Below are 18,667 nucleotides of genomic sequence, written 5' to 3'. Positions count from 1 at the left end.
TGATGTTATTTCCATTTTTTTAATAATAAAGTCGCGTTATGTCCACCGAAACCTAATGAATTAGTTAATGCATATTCTAATTCTTTCTTTCTTCCTTCATTAGGCACGTAATCTAAATCTAATTCTTCATCCTTTGTTTCATATCCAATTGTTGGCGGAATAAAACCTTCTTGTAGTGCTTTTGCACATATTATAGCTTCAATTGCGCCTGCTGCACCTAAAAGATGTCCAGTCATAGATTTTGTTGATGATATTGGAACTTTATATGCATCTTCTCCAAATGCTTTTTTGATTGCCAATGTTTCAAATTTATCATTTAATGGTGTTGAAGTTCCATGAGCGTTTATATAAGAAACTTCTCCTGGCGTAATTCCAGCTTCTTGTATAGCTTCCTTCATAGCTCTTGCTGCTCCAGTTCCTTCTGGATCTGGGGATGTAATATGATATGCATCACAAGTTGAACCATATCCTACAATTTCACCTAGTATGTTAGCTCCTCTAGCTTGTGCATGTTCTAAAGATTCAAGAATTACAACTCCTGCACCTTCTCCCATAACGAATCCACTTCTATCCTTATCAAAAGGAATAGAAGCTTTAGTTGGATTATTGTCAGTATTTAAAGCTTTCATACTATTAAAACCTGTAACCCCAAGTCTAGTTATTGGTGCTTCTGCTCCACCAGCAAGCATAACATCAGCATATCCATGCTTTATTGCTCTAAATGCATCTCCAATGTTATTTGTTCCTGTTGCGCATGCAGTTACAGCTGATGTACATGGACCTTTTAAGCCATACTTAATAGCAACATTTCCTGCTCCTAAATTTATAATTGCCATTGGCACGAAAAATGGAGATACTCTTTTTGATTTTCCTGTTGCAAGTTTTGAGCATTCGTCTTCTATTGTTTGGAATCCACCTATTCCAGAGCCTAACATTACGCCAAATCTTTCTAAATCTTCTTTTTCCAAATCTATTCCTGAATCTTTTATAGCTTCATCCGATGCAACCAAAGCAAATTGTGCAAATCTATCTAATCTCTTAGCTTCTTTCTTTCCAACTAACGTATCAGCATCAAAATCTTTAACTTCAGCTGCAATTTTTACATCAACCAATTCTGTATCAATTAAAGTAATATAATCTATCCCTAATTTACCACTCTTAGCATTATCCCAAAATGAATTAACATCATTTCCAATTGGAGTTAAAGCCCCCATACCTGTGATAACTACTCTTTTTTCCATAACCCTATTCTTCCTCCATTACATTAACATTCCGCCGTCAACTTGGATAACTTGACCTGTAACATAATCAGCACTTTCACTTGCTAGGAAAGCTATAACTTCTGCCACATCTTTTGCTGTTCCAAGTCTCTTAAGTGGAATATTCTTCTTCATTTCTTCTTTATATTTTTCTCCTAAAGTTTCCGTCATATCTGTTTCTATATATCCTGGAGCTACAGCATTTACTGTGATTCCTCTTGATCCAACTTCTTTAGCTAGTGACTTTGTCATTCCTATAACCCCAGCCTTAGATGCTGAATAATTAACTTGACCAGCATTTCCTGAAATACCAACCACTGATGAAAGATTTATTATCTTTCCTTGCTTTTGTTTAACCATAATTGGAGTAATCGCCTTTAAACAATTAAATACTCCTTTTAAATTTACATCAATAACACTATCAAAGTCTTCCTCTTTCATTCTAAGTATTAATGTATCCTTTGTAATTCCAGCATTATTAACCATAATATCTATAGTTCCAAACTTTTCTTTAGCACATGTAATAAGATGTTCCACTTCTTCTGCTTTAGAAATATCTCCTTTAACACACAACGTGTCAACTCCCATGTTTTGTATTTCCTTTTCAACTTCTAAAGCTTCTTTTTCATTACTTCTATAATTTATAACAATGTTAGCTCCAAGAGATGCAAGCTTTAACGCTACTGCTTTTCCTATTCCTCTTGATGCACCTGTAATAATTGCACATTTTCCTTTTAACATATAATTCCCTCCATTCAATTGTCAATTTTTAATAATCAGCTATCAATGCTTGGCAGTGTATTAATAATCAACTATTGCTTATTGATTATTGTCAATCACATTATTTAATGAAGTTATATCTTCAACATTTAAAAGTTTTGCAGTCTTATCAATCTTCTTAACAAATCCTCTAAGTGCTTTTCCTGGACCTACTTCTATAAATGTATCTACTCCATTATCTAACATATGCTTTATAGTCTTTTCAAAAAGCACAGATGATCTTATATGTTTCTTTAATAATTCTCTAATATCATCTTGTGGTTCATATGGAAGACCTTTAACATTCGAATATACTGTTTTATTAAGCTCTTTAATGTTTACTTCCTTTATTGTATCAAAGAATTCTTCACTTGCTGGCTCAAGAAGTGAACTATGGAATGGCCCACTTACCTTTAATGGAATTCCAAGTCCCCCAAGTTCCTTAGCTATTTTTACTGCTTCAGCTACAGCCTTATTTTCTCCTGAAACCGATACTTGCCCAGGGCAATTAAAATTAGCACCTTCTATAACTCCAAATTCACTTGCTCTTTTTAATAATTCTTGTAACTTTTCATCATCTAATTTTAATATTGCAGCCATTGTACCTAACCCTTCAGGTAATGCACTTCCCATTATTCTTCCTCTTTCTTTTATAAGCAATAATCCATCTTCCAAAGAAAGAGCTCCTCCATATATAAGAGATGCGTATTCACCTAAACTAAGACCAGCTGTATAATCAGCTTCTATTCCATTTATCTCTAGAGCTTTTAATGCCATAAGGGATGCTACAAGAATTGTAGGTTGAGCATTTTCTGTTGCTGTAAGAACTTCTTCTGGTCCTTCAAACATCATTTGCTTAATTGGCATTTTTAAAATTTCTTCACTTCTATCTAAAATTTCTTTACATTCTGGTATGTTCTCATAAAGTTCTTTTGCCATACCTATTGTTTGAACCCCTTGACCTGGAAAAAGAAATGCAGTTTTAGTACTATTCATGGTTTCCTCCAAATTTTCCAAATAATTCATTCGCTTCATTGAATAATTCTTCAATCATTTCCTTACAAGTCTCTTCTTTATTAATAAGACCTGCAATTTGCCCCGACATAAGTGATCCATTATCAACGTCACCATCTACAACAGCTTTTTTCAACGCGCCTGCTCCAAGTTTTTCTAACTCTTCAACAGATGCTCCTTCTTTTTCTAACTTCAAATAAGTTCTTGCAAGTTTGTTTCTAAGAACTCTAACTGGATGACCAGTTGGTCTTCCTGTAACTTCAGTATCTATATCATTAGCTTTTAATACCTTGTCTTTGTAATTTTGATGTATTGTGCATTCTTTAGCTACTAAGAATCTTGTTCCAACTTGAATTCCTTCAGCTCCTAGCATGAATGATGCAGCTACGCCTCTTCCATCACCAATACCACCTGCTGCTATAACTGGGACTTCAACTGCATCAACAACTTGTGGCACTAATGCCATTGTAGTCAACTGCCCAACATGTCCTCCTGATTCAGTTCCTTCTGCAATAATAGCATCAGCACCTGCCTTTTCCATTCTTTTAGCTAAAGCTACTGAAGCTACTACTGGTATAACTTTTATCCCATGAGCCTTCCACTTTTCCATATACTTTCCTGGACTTCCTGCCCCAGTTGTAACTACTGCTACTCCTTCTTCACAAACTAACTCAGCTATTTCTTCAGCATTTTCTGACATTAACATTATATTTACTCCAAAAGGTTTATCAGTTAACTTCTTAGTTTTTTGTATTTGTTCCCTTACCCATTCAGTTGGTGCTGCTCCTGTTATTATTCCAAGTCCTCCTGCTTCGCTTACAGCTGAAGCTAAAGATGCATCTGCAATTCTCGCCATTGCACCTTGAAATATAGGATACTCTATTTTTAATAGTTCACACACTCTACTTTTTTTCACAATAATTTCCTCCCAGCATAATCAAATCCTTAATCATCTTTATGCCCATCAATAAACTCTTTTGGAATCAATTGTAGACAAATAACTTTAACATGATAAATAATTTTACTATATATAGTATTTAGTTATCAATGAAATAACCTAAAAGTTAAAAATAAGTTCATATTTATATAAATAATTGTTATTTTTATAATGCCTTGTTATTAAACCTTGTTTTTTACCATTCAACTAATGTCGCACCATAAGTTAAGCCACCACCAAATGCAACTAAAATGATTTTATCTCCTTTATTAAATAAACCTTTCTCATACATTTCATTTAAAACTATAGGAACTGATGCTGCTGATGTATTTCCTACTCTATCTAAATTCAAATAGAATTTATCTTCACTTAAATTTAATTTTTCTGCTGCCAATTTTATAATTCTATAGTTTGCCTGATGAGGTACTACATATTTAATTTCATCTATTGAAATATCGGTATCCTTTAAAACTTCTTTAACAGCATCATCAATTGCACCTACTGCAAATCTAAGTACTTCTCTACCATTCATTTTGATAATTCTATCACTTACTGTTTTTTCTTTAGTAAAAGGTGTATCAAAATCAGTAGCACCTATAGTCAATGCTTCCCCTTTTTTTCCATCGGATCTTAAATATGATTTGATTATTCCTTGTTTTTCATCTTGTTTTAATACAGCTGCGCCTGCTCCATCCCCAAATAGTATACATGTACTTCTATCTGACCAATCCATTACTTTTGAAAGAACTTCTGCACCAATAACTAGTGCATTCTTATAGTTCATTGTATTCATAAGTGCTCTTGCTATTTCTAATCCATATACAAACCCTGAACATGCAACACTTATATCAAAGCAAGCAGCCTTATCAGCATCTAAATTGCTTTGGACTAAACAAGCAACTGATGGTATAAATTTGTCTGGACTAATAGTTGCAACTATTATTAAATCTAAATCTTTTGGATCAACTCCAGCTCTTTCAAGAGCAATTCGGGCTGCTTTAGTAGAGATTTCAGATGTATTTTCTCCCTCCGAAATTCTTCGCTCCTTTATTCCTGTTCTTTGTACTATCCATTCATCATTTGTATCAACAAATTCACTTATTTTATCATTTGTAACTACTAAAGGTGGTAAATATGCCCCAATACTAGCAATCTTAACATTGTTCATAATTTTCTCCTTCATTATTCCAATTTATATTTTTTCACAAAAAAGTGATTTATTTTATTTAAAGACGAAATCAAAATTTCTTCTTCTTCCAAATTTAATCCGTCTATAGCTGTGTTTACCATTTCCCTATGAAATCTTTCATGAAGCCTAAAGGCTAACTTTCCTCTTTTCGTTAATTTAACTAAAACAACTCTTCTATCTTCCTCTATTCTTTTTCTTTCTACGTATCCTTTTTTTATCAATTTATTAATAGCCGTCGTTAAAGTACTTACAGTAATTTTTAACTTCTGTGCTACTTCAGACATTGTACTTTCCTTATACATTCCAATAGCTTCGATCGTATGAATCTCAGTAATTGAAATATCTGAAAGTACGCCATTTTTTAAACTCTGTTCTTCTATTTGTATAACATCATTAAACAACTGTACTAAAAGTTCATTGATCATTATAAGTGTACTATCCATTCATCTGCACTCTCCACCTTGACATACAAAAAATACCCATAGAAATTCAATACTAATTAAAAAAATAGCTTTTTAATTAGTTTATCTTTTGAATATATATGGAATTAAAAGTTTTAAAATCAAATAGTTTGATAATCAAAATATACTATAACAAAAATATAATGTCAAACTTTTTTCATTTTTTCCCATTTTATCATATGCTTTAAAAACATACTATGATATGATATAATTTACTCAATTAATAATATATATTTACAATTAATTAATAAAAAAATCGCAAGCGACTGTGGAGCCGGAGATTTTTAATATTAAGTTCCGTATTGTGCTTCGCACTCTTTTTATAGGTGCGCATCTGCCTTTTCGAACGCATGTGAGAAAAATCTGCACCTTATAAAGAGCAGCTATGCTGCATATGAGAACATTTTATGCAGGCGAATAAGATTTATTTTTTATTCTTTTTGACACATAAAACTTACTTAATTGGCCTTTTCAACAAGTTATCCACAGATTTAACTTTACTATAAATTCCTAAAGAATAAAAAATCCTATTTGTAAATTTATAATTGTAATATAGTGTATATTAATTATAGACTCAGGAGGTGTACATATTATGATCAGAAAATTAATTTTATCTACAGTATTATTATTAAGCATTGTAATGGTTTCTTGTACTCAAAAAGCAAATGATACCACAACTTCAAAAGCAGACAGCAACACTACTGTGGAACAAAATAAAGATAACTCCAATGCTACTAAATCAAATGATACTCAATCAAAAAGTGAGCCAAAGGTAAATAAAATTAAAATTAATATATATAGTATTGATGAAAATTCTTTAGAACCTGACCAATCAGGCAATATTGAAGTAAACGAAAATTCGACCTTAGAAGATAAATTAAAACAATTATCAAAAGCATTATCAGAAAAGAAATTTGATAACCTACCTATTGAAGTTAAATCTATAGATACTGTTAACGGTAAAAAAGTTGCCACCATAAATTTAGCTGACGCTAACAATAAGAAATGGATATCAAAATTCCAAGGTTCCACTGGTGGTTCTGTGACTTCTGGTACTTTAATTGAGAATTTTCTTCAATCTAATAATAAATCTAGAGGCGAATGGATAGATGGGGTAAAATTCTTATATAACAATGAAAAAATAGAATACGAACATGTATCAAATCTATCTGAAGTTCAATATAGAAACTAATTTTACAATCTATAAAAGTAAAAGCATTGATTATAAAAAACTACATAAAATATTAAATGGAAGCTTGTTCACCCTTTAGCTTGCTCTAAACATAAAGTTTTAGTAAGCAAACATCGGACAAGCTTCTATTAAGTTTTTAGTATTAAAATTATTTTATATGAACTTTGTTTACTTATTAGTTCATATTATTGTGCTTCTTCTTTCCATAATAACAACATCATACCATAAATTATCATGTGACATCTTTCCTGCTTTTTCCCAATATCCTACATGCCTGAATCCGCATTTTTCATGAAGTGCAATACTGGCTTTATTTTCCTTAATTATAAGTGATTGAATTGACCAGATTCCATGTTTTTCTGATTCTTCTATCAATGCATTAAGCAATGTTTGTCCAACCTTTTTACCTCTAGCATCTTCAGCAATATATAAGCTTAATTCTAAAAGACCATCATATACAGGTCTTTGAAATATTTTAGCTAAAGTAGCCCAACCTAACACTCTATCACCACTTCTTGCTACTAATCTACATTCTTTAATATGTCCTTCATCCCATGCCTCATATGTTGGTGATTTAGTTTGAAACGTTGAAATTCCAGTTTTTATTCCTTGTTCATATATTTTAACTATTTCATCAAAATCCTCTCTTTTAACCTTGTCAATAATAAATTCCATTTTGGTTCCTCCTAAATATTTTTCTTTAACTCTTTTGTATTTTTATTGTTTTGAAGTACCTTCAATTTCTTTATATTCTTTAATTCCTCGTATTGGATCTAATTCCCTATCCTTTTTCATATACCCCAAAAAATCTTCATTTAATTGTATACTTTTTTTAATGTCATTAATAGCCTTTAAATTTTCATTTATATTTACATAAAAGCAAGCCCTATTATAATATAAAAATCCTTCTTCCATATTTTCATTTATTCCATCCGTTATTATCTCAATAGCCTTTTCAAAATTTCCTTCTTCCCTATATATAACCGCTAAATTTAGAAAACTAAATGGATATCTTGGATTTTCTTTAATTGATTTATTATAGTATTCTTTACTTTCCTCTATCATTCCAAGCTTATTTAAAATAACGGCTTTATTAAAAAGTATCTTGTAGTGTCTCCTATCTACTTTCAATGCTTTATTTATATATTCCAAAGCTTCACTATTCTTATTCTGTTCTTCTAAAATACATGCAGTGTTTGCATAGGCCCATAAATCATAAGGATTTATATCAATAACCTTTTTATAATTAAGTATTGCCTTCTCTTTTTGCCCAATTTCATCATATATATTTGCTAAAAAGAAATATGCTTTATCATAATTAGGATTTTTTTCTATTGCTTTTTTATAAAATGTTTTAGCTTTCTCTAATTCATCATTTTCATTATATATAATAGCCAAACCATAATATGCTATGGCTTCATCTTTATCTAGCTTAATAATCTCTAAGTATTTACTTTCTGCCTCACTTGAAAGTCCAATTTGATCATATAGCAATGCCATATCCATAAGTAACTCTATATCAAACTTGCCTATATCTAGCGCATATGCTTTTTTATAGAAACTCATGGCCTTTAATAAGTTGTTTTCAGTTCTTAAGTTCCTTGCCATATTTAAATAGTTATTATACAAATAATTTTTATTTTCCATATTATCATTTCATCCATTCATTTTTCTTATCTCAAATTAATTATCTCTTTTCAATTTTCTATAATATACGTTTATCATAATTTTTAATATCAAAGTCTACACTAACCATCTAATATTATATCCTATATGACCTATCCTTAAAATAAAAACTCCACTAAATTATTAATTTAGTGAAGTTTTTATCCACAACTTTAATACATTTTTACTACAATTATATATAGTAACCTATTATCCCAAAAACAAATCTACAACTTGCTCAGTTTCATAATGACCATAGTACCAAGTATTAGTATATGAATTAGATTTAAAATTCAAATTATCTGCAAGCTTTGTTTCTACTCCATCTTTTGTCTTCCACAGACTATAAGAATTACCATCTTCTCGTACAAATAATATTTCATTATTTAATAAATATTTAGGCATAAAATCGAAAGCTTTACTATTTGTTATTTGTATTACTTTTTTTGTATCTGTATTTACTGCATAAATATGGTGCGCTTGGTTTTCCCATTCTTTATTACTTATCAATTTAGAATCTTTTATGCTATTGGTTCCTGAATATACTATGTTTTTTCCATCAGCAGAATAATCTGGTGTCATAGAAACTTGATCTTGCGGAAGTAAATTTGTAAAACTATTATTATCTACATTATAAATACCTAATGTTTTATTATAATACATATCTCTATATTCACCATTATTTACTGCAACAAGATTGCTATCTACTGGATTTTGTGAAATATTATCTCTATAAGCTAATGCTATCATATTATTATTTTCTATAAATTTATTATTTAAAATATCATATACTGAAAATTCAGTAGCATCAGCTGACAATGACCCTGACTTAGGTCCATTCCAGATATACAAGTATTTATCATCGGTTGAAACCTTTGAAACATTAGGTGTTGAACCAATTGATTCAAATAACTCAGAAATTGTATATTTCTCATTAATTTCTTTATTGGTACCTTCTTTACTTGCTAAAATAACCTTTTCTTCTTTAGTATTTAAGTCATAACAAATTATGCCCATAGTTTTTATTTTTTTGTCATTTCCTTCAGAATACTTTAATTCTTTATTCGCATATATTTTCCCTTTGCTATCACAGTTAATGTTGTAATAATCATATTCATTACTTATAAGTGTTTTTGAATTTTTATCTTCAGCATTATACATGGATATTCCAGAATTACTACTATAATAAATTAAATCACCTGAATTATTCCAATCGTATGACTCTATATTTTTAGATACTTCCATTATTTCACGAGTTTTTATATTACATACATATAAATTTTCTTCCTTTGTATATGCAACAAACAATCCATTCTTTGATATTAATGGTTTTTTAATCTTCTGGCTTTTATCAAGAAGAATTGAATTATTTTCTTTCAATTCTGACATATATAAGCCATCATTTGCTACAAAAGCAGCAAATTCTGCTGTTTTATTATTCTTTTCCAAGTTACTATTATCAGCAAAAACTGCATTTGCAGTAAATAGGCTGGTAAACGTGAAAAACATAGCTGCTATAAATGATATACCTACAATTAATTTTCTTGATTTTTTAAAAAATATTATATTTTTCAATCTTGTTTCAAGCTCCTTTCTACCTTTACAAACTGATGCTCCTAAACTTAAAGATTTATTTTGAGAGTATTCTATTTGTTCTAAAATAATTTCTCCATAGTACTTTCTTTTTGATTTATCCATATTCCTAATTAAATGCTCATCTAAAGATAATTCACATTCAACATTTATTTTACTTCTAATAATATAAGCAATAGGATTAAACCAATTAATTATATTGACTACAAGCGCCATTATTTTTATCCATAAATCTTTTCTTTTGAAATGAAGTAATTCATGAGTAAGAATTATCTCTAGTTTGTCCAAATTTTCTTCCCTTTTAGGTATAGTTATTGTAGGTTTCAATATTCCTGTAATCATAGGGCTTTTAATGCATGAACATTCACAAAAAATTATTTTTTTACTTATATTTAAATTTTTCTTAGATGTCTCTAAAGCATTAATAATTATTTCATCCTCAATCATATTACTTGCAATGTTAAGCTTTTTATAAAAGGATCTATAATTATAAGCTTCCTTAGCTATAAATATTATTATACCTATAGCCCAAATATAAATTAATATCTCTTTTTTTAGTATCTCATTAATTGGTTTTGCTTCTCGTAAAGTAATTTCATTTGTATTTAGAGGTACCAATTCATTCTTATCATTTAATACTCGTATATCATCTTTATTCTCACCTTGTGAAATCTTTTTATTATCTAACTGTAATGTCTTACTTGTAGTTTCAATAGGAACTGTTCCCTTGTAAACTACTATTTCTGGAAATTTAATAAAACTTCCTATTGGTATAATAAAAAATAATAATGTTATAACTAACATATAATAATTCCAAGTTGCACTAAAAACTTTTTTAGTAAATGGCTTAAATAAGCATAATATTAAAGACAATAAGCTTCCAGTTAAGGTAATTTGCAAGAGAATCTTAAAAATATCCATAGCCTCTACACATCCTTAAGCCATTTTTTTAAATCTGATATATCTTCTTTGCTTATTTTTTTATTATTAAACAAAGTTGCTATAAAATTTTTAACAGAACCGTTATGCATATCTTCAAGAAAATTATCGGCTTGAATTGCTTTATATTCTTCTTCAGTAATTTTGGCTGAATAATTATTTAACTTTCCTAATTTAGCTACTTTTAAAATCCCCTTATCAGTCAACCTTGATATAAGAGTCATCACTGTTGTTATCTTCCATGAATTTTCTTTCGGCAATTCTTCTAAAATATCTGCTGTAGTAACTTGCCTATTCTTATTCCAAATAATTTTCATTATTTCCATTTCAGCATCTGAAATCTTTCCAATTCTTATGAATATCGCCTCCTCAAACTTATTCTACAAACTGTAGTATATTTTCATACTACAACTTGTAGAATATATTGTCAATGTCTAGTTTTTATAATTTTCTCCCTCTCAAAAATATTTCTGCGCAAAAAAGAGATCTTGCTTTTCTCCAAGATCTCTTCCTAATTTTATCTTCATATAATAATTGCATTTTTATTCAGTTACAATAACATCAAATGTGGTTTTTGCTCCATTTACGCTTATTGTTATAGTTGCTTTACCTGCTTTATATGCCTCTATTTTTGGATAAATATTTTTATAGAATCCATCTTCTAAACCTAAATCAACTGCTGAATAAACAACATTCTCATCTGTACTACTTGCCATTACCATTAAGTTTGGAAGTGCTGAACTTTTAGAATTTTCACTGCTAACTTTAATATTTCCCAAATATATAGATTGTTTAACCTTGCAGTATAAAGTTTTACCTTCAATTTTAGGTTTTGATTTTTTATTCTCTAGCTTGTAATCTAGTGCTTGTAAAATTGTTGTTCCATTTCCTGCGGCGAGATCTTTAGAATATGGATCATTTAAATTCATCATATTACTATCATCTAATTTAACATCATTTTTATCTGTGGTCGACTTAGTTGTTAACGCAGTTTCAACCCACAATTCATCCTCTGGATAAGTAATTCCCTTTACAAATTTACCATCTTCACCTAAAAGATATTTGTTTCCGCTTTGTCCAGTGTATTCACCTTTCTGTAACACTCCATTTTTATCAAATACATACAAATCACCATCTATATTCCATCCGCCATAGGCATAAATACCACCTAAAATTTTGAAATATTTATTTCCATGCTCTTCGAACCAGCTAAAATCAGAAGTTTCTTCTAATGTTTTTGCTGATGGCTTCATACTATTATCTTTTAACGATTCTCTACTAGGAAGATAATTATTTTTCCATCTTCCATTGTCATAAAATTCATACGTCTTATCCTTAATTGAAATTTTTCCAGTGGCCATAACTCCATTATCCTTTAAGTAATACCACCAAGCTCCATCTTTAATCCAACCCTTTTGCATATAACCATCAGCCCCAAAATAATACCACAAATTATTAATTTGCTTCCAGCCAGTTATATATGAACTTCCTTCAGTATACCACCAGCCATGATTATCACTTTTCCATTCTGCAGAAGCTCCAATTGGTATTAGCATAATTATTGATATTGTAGCAATAACACTACAAACTAATTTTTTAATCATATTTCTCTTACCTCATTCTCTCTAAAATACACTTCCATTTCTTTTGCCTAATTTCATTATAACCTAAATTGAACTAATCTAAAATAATCTTTTATTAAGTGCTTCCTTCTCAATTTCTTTCCTGAAAGGCAAGTCTTAAAACATATAAAATCTGCATTAAAAAGAAATATTTTAATAAAAATAATCTTTTAATGCTCTAAAATAGACATTTAGATCATTTAATATTGTTTTTTTAATTGAATCAAACTACAATTACAATAATATTTTACCATAATTAAAAATTTATAGAATAAAAGTTTCTATTTCCTAAGTTGGATATATTTCTTTACACGAAATGAGGTGAAATGTACAATAAGTAAACTTTGTCCAAGCAGTATATAGTGAGACTTTTATTATAAATTATTTATGCAGTGGCCTACTATCATCTTCCATCTAAATTTAAAATTACACGTTACAGTGGCTAGGCATAAGATAACTATTGATAATAAAAAAATTGGGAGGGATAAAAATGAAATTTAACAAAACTAGTATCAAATTTTTAGCATGTTCACTTGCAATTTTAGGGGCTTTAATTCCAAATCAAAATTCATATGCAGCTACTTTGCATCCAACTGGATTAAATCACTTACATGAAAAAATACCAGGAATTAAAATGGTTGTGAATTCAGATAGCAAAGTGCAATTACCTGCTAAAGTTGACTTAACAAATCAATTTCCTAAAGTAGGTAATCAAGGAGATTTAGGAAGTTGTGTTACCTGGGCAACTGGATATGCTGATAAGTCTTATCAAGAAGGACAAGAATGGAAATGGTCTCTAAACACAAACTCACATATCTTTAGTCCTGCATATATATATAGTCAAATACATGCAGATAATTCAGCAGATGGTGGTGGTTCTGATTTTTCAGATGCATTTAATATTTTAGAGACACAAGGCTGCACTACATTAACTGATATGCCTTATGACGGAAGCGAATATGCATGGGAAACTACTCCTACAGCTAGCCAAAAAGCTAATGCTGCTAAATATAAAGCTGCAGACTGGAGCCAGCTTCCAGATGGTAATTATAGTGCAATAAAGGCACAACTAGCAAGCGGTAATCCTGTCGTTATTGGTATAGAAGTATATCCCGATTTTGATAACTTGAGTGCTAGCAATCCAATTTATGATAAAATTTATGGAAGAAGCAGAGGCGGCCATGCATTATGTGTAATCGGCTATGATGATAGTAAAAGAGCAGTAAAAATAATAAATTCATGGGGTACAAGCTGGGGAATCAACGGTTATGGCTGGATTAGCTATGATTTAATAAAGAGCCAAAATATAGAATCCTATGTAATGACTGATGCTGAATAAATTATTATTCAGTTAATAGCTAAAGAACGTATTTTGAAGCAATAGATTTCCACTTAATACAAATATATTATCTTATATAATTAATGTGAATTCAATTAAGAACTCACATTAATTATATAAAAAAATGAGCTGTTACAAAACTATCATATTGCTTTGCAACAACTCTATATCTAAAATTATTTATGTGTTCCTATGTCCGTTCTCCAATAAGCACCTTCAAAAGTAACAAATTTTATATTTTCATAAGCATCTTCTCTAGCTTCTTCTAAAGTTTTTCCTAAACCAATAACTGATAATACTCTACCACCATTTGTTTTTAAAATACCATCTTCTGCCTTTGCTCCAGCTAAAAATACCTTATCTTTTACTTTTTCATCAATAGTAATTTCATGACCTTTAGTGAATTCTCCTGGATATCCTTTTGAAGCTAAAACTACATTTATACATACCCCATCATTCCACTTGATAATAGTCTTATCTAATTCTTCGTGAAGTGCCGCCTCTATTACTTCAACAAAATCACTTTCCATTAAGTAAAGAACTGATTGTGTTTCTGGATCTCCCATTCTAACGTTATATTCTAAAAGATAAGTTCCTTTCTTAGTAATCATAATACCAAAGAATATAATTCCTTTATAATCAAAACCTTCTTCTCTTATTCCAGTTAGAGTCTTAGCCATTATGTTATCTTCAAAATCTTTCATTACATCTTCTGTAACGTAAGGATTTGGCGCTAATACTCCCATTCCACCTGTATTAGGGCCTTTTCCACCATCAAATATTTGCTTATGGTCTTTTCCTGATATAAACGGAATAATTGTTTTTCCATCTGTAATAGAAAGAATTGAAGCTTCAACACCTTCAAGGAATTCTTCTATTATTATTTTTTGTCCTGCTCCATTAAATATATCATCTACCATATACGATTTTACTGCTGTCACTGCTTCTTCTTTATTTTCGCAAATTGCAACACCTTTTCCAGCAGCTAAGCCATCAGCCTTAACAACTGTTGGATATGGGCATTTTTCAAGGTATTTTAGCGCTTCCTCTACATTAGTAAAGGTTTCATATTCAGCAGTTTTAACTCCATACTTTTTCATAAATTCTTTAGAAAAACTTTTACTACCTTCAAGCTGTGCAGCACTTTCAGCTGGTCCGAAGATTTTCAAGCCTTCTTTTTTAAATTTATTTACAATTCCATTTGTCAAAGGATCTTCTGGTCCAACTATTGTAAGATCTATAATTTCTTTTTGTGCAAATTTAACTAATTCATCAATATCAGTTATGTTTACATTTTCACATTTATTTTCAATCGCTGTTCCGCCATTACCTGGCGCAACAAATATTTTTTCTACTTTTGCACTTTTAGCCAATTTCCAAGCTAAAGCATGTTCTCTACCGCCTGAACCAATTAAAAGAAGTTTCATTTACATACCTCCAATTTGTTCAGTTTACAGGTCACAATTTACAGTTTACAGTTGTGGATAAAATTCCTACGGAATTTTTTATATTTAAACGCCGTTGGCGTTTATTCCTTAACTGTAAACTGTGCCTTGTAAATTGTAAACTGGTTTTTAGTGTTTAAAGTGTCTATATCCTGTAAATACCATTGCAACTCCATATTTATTGCAAACATCTATTGATTCTTGATCTCTAATAGATCCACCTGGTTGAATTATTGCTTTTATACCAGCCTTTGCTGCTGTTTCTGCAACATCTCCAAATGGGAAATAAGCATCAGAAGCTAAGATTGTAGCTCCTTTTCCTCTCTTTAAAGCATCTTCTGTTGGCCAGATTCTATTAACTTGACCTCCACCAATTCCAAGTGCTATTCCGTTATGAGCAACAACGATAGCATTTGATTTAACATACTTAACAACTTTCATTCCAAATAATAAATCTTTCATTTCTTCATCAGTTGGTTTCTTATCAGTTACTACTTTGATTTCTTCTATTAACTTATTATCTTCTTCTTGAATAAGCATTGCCCCATCAACCGTAACCATGTATTTGTCGGCTTTTGGTTTGTTATTAAATTTAAGAACTCTTAAATTTTTCTTAGTCTTTAACACCTCTAAAGCATCTTCATCATATTCTGGAGCTGCAATAACTTCTAAGAAAATTTTAACCATTTCTTCTGCTGTCTTCTTATCAACTTTCCTATTAAATCCAATAATTCCACCAAATATTGAAGTTGGATCCACTTCATATGCCTTCATATAAGCTTCATAGGAATCTTTCCCAACAGCAACACCACATGGTGTGTTATGCTTCAATGCGCAACAAGCTGGTTCATCAAATTCATTAGCACATTTCCAAGCTATATCACAATCCTTAAAATTATTATAAGATAATTCTTTACCATTTAATACTTCAAAGGTATTCATAGCCCCATCAAGCATTGTTGCTGAATAAACTGCTGCTGTTTGGTGTGAATTTTCACCATAACGAAGTCCTTGCATTTTCTTATATGAAACTGAAAGATACTCTGGATATTCTTCTTCATCATCAGCTAGTAAAAAGTTTGAAATAGCTCCATCATAAGCACTCATAAGATTAAAAACTTTCCCTGCTAATCTCTTCTTAGTTTTTAAAGAGGTTTCCCCATTTGTTTTAATTTCTTCCATAACAACATTATAATCGTTTTTATCAGAAATCACTACTACATCTTGGAAATTCTTAGCAGCAGCTCTAAGCATTGTAGGACCACCAATATCAATAAACTCTACCTTTTCTTCAAATTCTAAATCTTCTTTAACTTTTTCAAAGAATGGATATAAATTTACAACAACATAATCAATAGTATGAATATCTCTTCCTTTTAATGTGTTCATATGCTCTTCATTATCTCTTATAGCAAGAATACCTGCATGAACTAATGGGTGAAGAGTCTTAACTCTACCATCTAGCATTTCAGGAAAATTTGTTACTTCATTGATTTCAATAACTTCAACTCCATTTTCCTTTAAATATTTATAAGTCCCTCCTGTTGATACAATTTCAACATCCTTAGATACTAAAAATTTAGCAAAATCTAAAACTCCATCTTTATCAAATACACTTATTAAAGCTCTCTTTTTCATAAAATCACCTTTCTCAGTTAACTGATCTTCGCTTTTCCGTTTACAAATTCAACTTTACCTTCACTGATTAATCTAATAGCTTCTGGCAATATTAAATGCTCTTTTTCTAAAATTCTTTTTTGAAGTGTTTCCGCGTCATCTTCAAAATATACTGGAACTACTTCTTGAAGAAGTATTGCTCCACCATCTACTTCTGAATTTACAAAATGAACAGTGCATCCTGAAAATTTAACACCACTTTTTATTACAGCTTCATGAACTTTTAATCCATACATACCAGCCCCACAAAAAGAAGGAATTAAAGATGGATGAATATTAATTATCTTGTTATCGAATTCCTTTAATATATCTCCATCTAAAATTGCTAAAAATCCTGCAAGAACTATTAAATCAACCTTTCCTTTAGTTAATTCTAATATTTTATCTGAAGCTTTTTCCCCATATTCTTTCCTACTTATAACAAAAGTTTCAATACCATGCTTTTTTGCTCTCTCTAAAGCATAAATATTATCACGACTTCCAATAACCATTTCTATTTTTACATTAAGTTCTTTATTTTCTACGGCATCTATAACAGATTGAAGGTCAGTTCCTCCCCCAGAAACCAAGACCGCTATTTTAAACAAATACCTTCACCTCCAGATGTTACATATCCTATTTCATAAGCCTTTTCGCCCATTTCTACTAATGCTTTTATAATAGGTGCAACATCCTTTTCGTTAACAGCAAGCACAAATCCAATTCCCATATTAAAAGTATTATACATATGCTCTTTATCTACACCCTTTTCAATAATTCTTTCAAATATAGCTGGAAGTGGATATGAATCTTTATTAATTACTGCTGTGAAGTTTCCTCCATTAAACATTCTTGGTACATTTTCAATGAAACCTCCACCAGTAACATGTGCCATTCCTTTTATTTCATAGCTTTCTAATAGCTTAAGCACAGGTTTTACATATATTTTTGTAGGAGTAATTAATGTCTTCCATACTTCCTCTCCTTTAAATTCTTCATTTAAATCAGGAAATACTTTTCTAATTAATGAATATCCATTAGAATGAACCCCTGAAGAAGCTATCCCAATTAATTTATCTCCTTCTTTAATATTGCTTCCATTAATAATCTTATCTTTATCAGCAATACCAACCGCAAAGCCTGCCATATCATATTCACCTTCTGAATAAAAACCTGGCATTTCAGCAGTTTCTCCACCAATCAAAGCACAATCAGAATCTATACAACCATCTGATATTCCTTTAACTAAATCCGAAGCAACCTCTGCTTCAAGTTTTCCACAAGCTATATAATCTAGAAAGAATAATGGTTTTGCTCCATGGCATAAAATATCATTTACACACATAGCTACACAATCAATTCCAACAGTATCATATTTCTTATTTTTGAATGCTATTTCAAGCTTAGTTCCAACTCCATCAGTTCCTGAAACTAAAACTGGTTTTTCATAACCTGATGGTAATTCAACCATACCTGCAAAGCTACCTAGTCCATTTAATACATATTGACTCATAGTTTTTGCTGCATATTCCTTTATTAATTTAACTGATCTATATCCTTCTTCAATATTAACTCCAGCTTCTTTGTAAGTAATCAT

The 18,667-nt window shown here is 30.4% G+C and carries 17 protein-coding genes; 2 read left to right on the top strand and 15 right to left on the bottom strand.

Annotated elements, in window-relative coordinates:
- Positions 1 to 5: 5 nt before the first annotated feature.
- From fabF to CSPA_RS05695, 6 genes are all read right to left on the bottom strand, one after another.
- A complete protein-coding gene (gene fabF / locus CSPA_RS05720) occupies positions 6 to 1,241 on the bottom strand; it encodes a beta-ketoacyl-ACP synthase II (RefSeq protein WP_015391267.1) in 1,236 nt (411 codons plus the stop codon).
- A gap of 18 nt (positions 1,242 to 1,259) precedes the next feature.
- Positions 1,260 to 2,000: a 3-oxoacyl-[acyl-carrier-protein] reductase gene (gene fabG, locus CSPA_RS05715; RefSeq protein ID WP_015391266.1), complete on the bottom strand. Its 741-nt coding sequence runs from the start codon at positions 1,998 to 2,000 to the stop codon at positions 1,260 to 1,262.
- Positions 2,001 to 2,078: 78 nt separating this feature from the next.
- A complete protein-coding gene (fabD, locus tag CSPA_RS05710; RefSeq protein ID WP_015391265.1) occupies positions 2,079 to 3,014 on the bottom strand; it encodes an ACP S-malonyltransferase in 936 nt (311 codons plus the stop codon).
- Positions 3,007 to 3,948, bottom strand: coding sequence for an enoyl-[acyl-carrier-protein] reductase FabK (gene fabK, locus CSPA_RS05705; RefSeq protein ID WP_015391264.1), 942 nt, complete (start codon positions 3,946 to 3,948; stop codon positions 3,007 to 3,009). Before fabK ends, fabD begins: the two co-directional genes overlap by 8 nt.
- Positions 3,949 to 4,165: 217 nt before the next feature.
- Positions 4,166 to 5,137, bottom strand: coding sequence for a beta-ketoacyl-ACP synthase III (locus CSPA_RS05700; protein WP_015391263.1), 972 nt, complete (start codon positions 5,135 to 5,137; stop codon positions 4,166 to 4,168).
- A gap of 14 nt (positions 5,138 to 5,151) precedes the next feature.
- On the bottom strand, positions 5,152 to 5,601 hold the full coding sequence (locus CSPA_RS05695; protein ID WP_015391262.1) for a MarR family winged helix-turn-helix transcriptional regulator: 450 nt from the start codon (positions 5,599 to 5,601) through the stop codon (positions 5,152 to 5,154).
- Positions 5,602 to 6,211: 610 nt separating this feature from the next.
- Between CSPA_RS05695 and CSPA_RS05690 the strand changes: the two genes are divergently transcribed.
- Positions 6,212 to 6,811 carry a hypothetical protein gene (locus CSPA_RS05690; RefSeq protein ID WP_015391261.1) on the top strand — a complete coding sequence of 200 codons (600 nt, stop codon included), beginning with the start codon at positions 6,212 to 6,214 and terminating at the stop codon, positions 6,809 to 6,811.
- Between the two features lie 180 nt (positions 6,812 to 6,991).
- On the opposite strand, the gene CSPA_RS05685 is transcribed toward CSPA_RS05690, so the two are convergent.
- From CSPA_RS05685 to CSPA_RS05665, 5 genes are all read right to left on the bottom strand, one after another.
- The gene (locus CSPA_RS05685; protein WP_015391260.1) at positions 6,992 to 7,486 is read right to left on the bottom strand and encodes a GNAT family N-acetyltransferase; all 495 of its coding nucleotides are present in this window, start codon (positions 7,484 to 7,486) and stop codon (positions 6,992 to 6,994) included.
- 42 nt (positions 7,487 to 7,528) lie between these two features.
- Positions 7,529 to 8,458, bottom strand: a complete 930-nt coding sequence (locus tag CSPA_RS05680; protein WP_015391259.1) for a tetratricopeptide repeat protein — start codon at positions 8,456 to 8,458, stop codon at positions 7,529 to 7,531.
- A 228-nt stretch (positions 8,459 to 8,686) separates the two neighbouring features.
- Complete coding sequence (locus CSPA_RS05675; protein ID WP_015391258.1) at positions 8,687 to 10,990, bottom strand: M56 family metallopeptidase; 2,304 nt, start codon at positions 10,988 to 10,990, stop codon at positions 8,687 to 8,689.
- Between the two features lie 5 nt (positions 10,991 to 10,995).
- Positions 10,996 to 11,349, bottom strand: coding sequence for a BlaI/MecI/CopY family transcriptional regulator (locus CSPA_RS05670; RefSeq protein ID WP_278248787.1), 354 nt, complete (start codon positions 11,347 to 11,349; stop codon positions 10,996 to 10,998).
- Between the two features lie 201 nt (positions 11,350 to 11,550).
- Complete coding sequence (locus tag CSPA_RS05665) at positions 11,551 to 12,612, bottom strand: cell wall-binding repeat-containing protein (protein ID WP_015391256.1); 1,062 nt, start codon at positions 12,610 to 12,612, stop codon at positions 11,551 to 11,553.
- A gap of 508 nt (positions 12,613 to 13,120) precedes the next feature.
- On the opposite strand from CSPA_RS05665, the gene CSPA_RS05660 reads away from it, so the two are divergent.
- On the top strand, positions 13,121 to 13,969 hold the full coding sequence (locus CSPA_RS05660) for a C1 family peptidase (protein ID WP_015391255.1): 849 nt from the start codon (positions 13,121 to 13,123) through the stop codon (positions 13,967 to 13,969).
- 176 nt (positions 13,970 to 14,145) lie between these two features.
- Here the strand turns inward: CSPA_RS05660 and purD are convergent, their stop codons facing one another.
- From purD to purM, 4 genes are all read right to left on the bottom strand, one after another.
- Positions 14,146 to 15,396 (bottom strand): phosphoribosylamine--glycine ligase, encoded by a 1,251-nt coding sequence (purD, locus tag CSPA_RS05655; RefSeq protein ID WP_015391254.1) that lies wholly within the window; start codon positions 15,394 to 15,396, stop codon positions 14,146 to 14,148.
- Positions 15,397 to 15,543: 147 nt separating this feature from the next.
- Positions 15,544 to 17,052: a bifunctional phosphoribosylaminoimidazolecarboxamide formyltransferase/IMP cyclohydrolase gene (purH, locus tag CSPA_RS05650; RefSeq protein WP_015391253.1), complete on the bottom strand. Its 1,509-nt coding sequence runs from the start codon at positions 17,050 to 17,052 to the stop codon at positions 15,544 to 15,546.
- Between the two features lie 17 nt (positions 17,053 to 17,069).
- Entirely contained in the window at positions 17,070 to 17,678 is a 609-nt protein-coding gene (purN, locus tag CSPA_RS05645; RefSeq protein WP_015391252.1) for a phosphoribosylglycinamide formyltransferase, read from the bottom strand.
- On the bottom strand, positions 17,666 to 18,667 hold the full coding sequence (gene purM / locus CSPA_RS05640) for a phosphoribosylformylglycinamidine cyclo-ligase (RefSeq protein WP_015391251.1): 1,002 nt from the start codon (positions 18,665 to 18,667) through the stop codon (positions 17,666 to 17,668). Before purM ends, purN begins: the two co-directional genes overlap by 13 nt.

Origin of the sequence: Clostridium saccharoperbutylacetonicum N1-4(HMT) (genome assembly GCF_000340885.1) — a bacterium.
GTDB classification, from domain to species: domain Bacteria; phylum Bacillota; class Clostridia; order Clostridiales; family Clostridiaceae; genus Clostridium; species Clostridium saccharoperbutylacetonicum.
The sequence above is the reverse complement of the archived record's forward strand: the minus strand, read 5'-3'. Positions and strand labels throughout refer to the sequence as shown.